Source organism: Actinospica durhamensis, from assembly GCF_018139695.1.
Taxonomy (GTDB): domain Bacteria; phylum Actinomycetota; class Actinomycetes; order Streptomycetales; family Catenulisporaceae; genus Actinospica; species Actinospica durhamensis.
In genome coordinates this window covers 1-1095 of sequence record NZ_JAGSOG010000605.1, presented here as the reverse complement: position 1 = coordinate 1095, position 1095 = coordinate 1, and the positions used below count along the sequence as shown (strand labels likewise).

1 protein-coding gene is annotated in these 1095 nt (G+C 71.5%); it reads left to right on the top strand.

What is annotated here, in order from left to right; genetic code table 11:
- Positions 1-86 precede the first annotated feature (86 nt).
- The gene (locus tag KDL01_RS41320; protein WP_212534175.1) at positions 87-764 is read left to right on the top strand and encodes a uracil-DNA glycosylase; all 678 of its coding nucleotides are present in this window, start codon (positions 87-89) and stop codon (positions 762-764) included.
- The last annotated feature ends 331 nt before the right edge of the window (positions 765-1095 follow it).

The window sequence follows — 1095 nt, the reverse complement described above, 5'->3', positions numbered from 1 at the left end:
GGGGCGTGGGGATCAGGGGCCGATGTACGACAGGCCCCTGATACCTCGCGGCTGATACCGGACGGCAGGCGGTAGAGTGACGCGCTATGGCGCAACCGCTCAAGGATCTGGTGGAACACGGCTGGGCCGAGGCCCTGGACCCGGTCGCCGACCGGGTGGCCGCGATGGGCGACTTCCTGCGGGCCGAACTGGCCGCGGGCCGCTCCTATCTCCCGCCCGGACCGCAGGTGCTGCGCGCCTTCCAGCAGCCCTTCGACGACGTCAGGGTGCTGATCGTCGGCCAGGACCCGTATCCCACCCCGGGGCACGCGGTGGGCCTGAGCTTCTCGGTGGCGCCGCAGGTGCGCCCGCTGCCCGGCAGCCTCCTGAACATCTTCCGCGAGTACGGCCAGGATCTGGGCCTGCCCGCGCCGGCCAACGGCGATCTGACCCCCTGGACCGAGCGCGGCGTGCTGCTGCTCAACCGAGCCCTCACCGTCGCCCCGCGCCAGCCCAACGCGCACCAGGGCAAGGGCTGGGAGGCCGTGACCGAGCAGGCGATCAAGGCCCTGGCCGCGCGCGGCCGCCCGCTGGTGGCGATCCTGTGGGGCCGCAACGCCCGCAACCTGCGCCCGCTGCTCGGCGCCGAGGTGCCCTGCATCGAGTCGGCGCACCCGAGCCCGATGTCCGCCGACCACGGCTTCTTCGGCTCCCGCCCGTTCAGCCGGGCCAACGAGGCCCTCGCGGCCCAGGGCGCGGCGCCGGTGGACTGGCGCCTGCCCTAACCCCGTCCCTAGAGCCTGTCCTGCCGATCTTGTGGCCACGCTGGAACGCGCGGCTTCGGCGGTATGGCAATGCGAAACGGCTCAGCGGCGAGCATGGGCGCCTGGCCGGAGCGGCTTCATACTGGTTGTCTGGGGGCGTTTCGGCCAGGCGGCCAGGCGAAGCCGATCAGCCGTTTCGCGCCGCAAGATCGGCAGGACAGGCTCTAGAAGTCCGATGAAGATCTCTGTTCTGGCCCGGCCGCGCAGCGGTTGGGCCAGAATGCTGTCATGCAGGGTGAGTGGACGGGTGAACTGGCAGGTCCCGACGTGTGGGTCACGTGTCGGGAGCTGA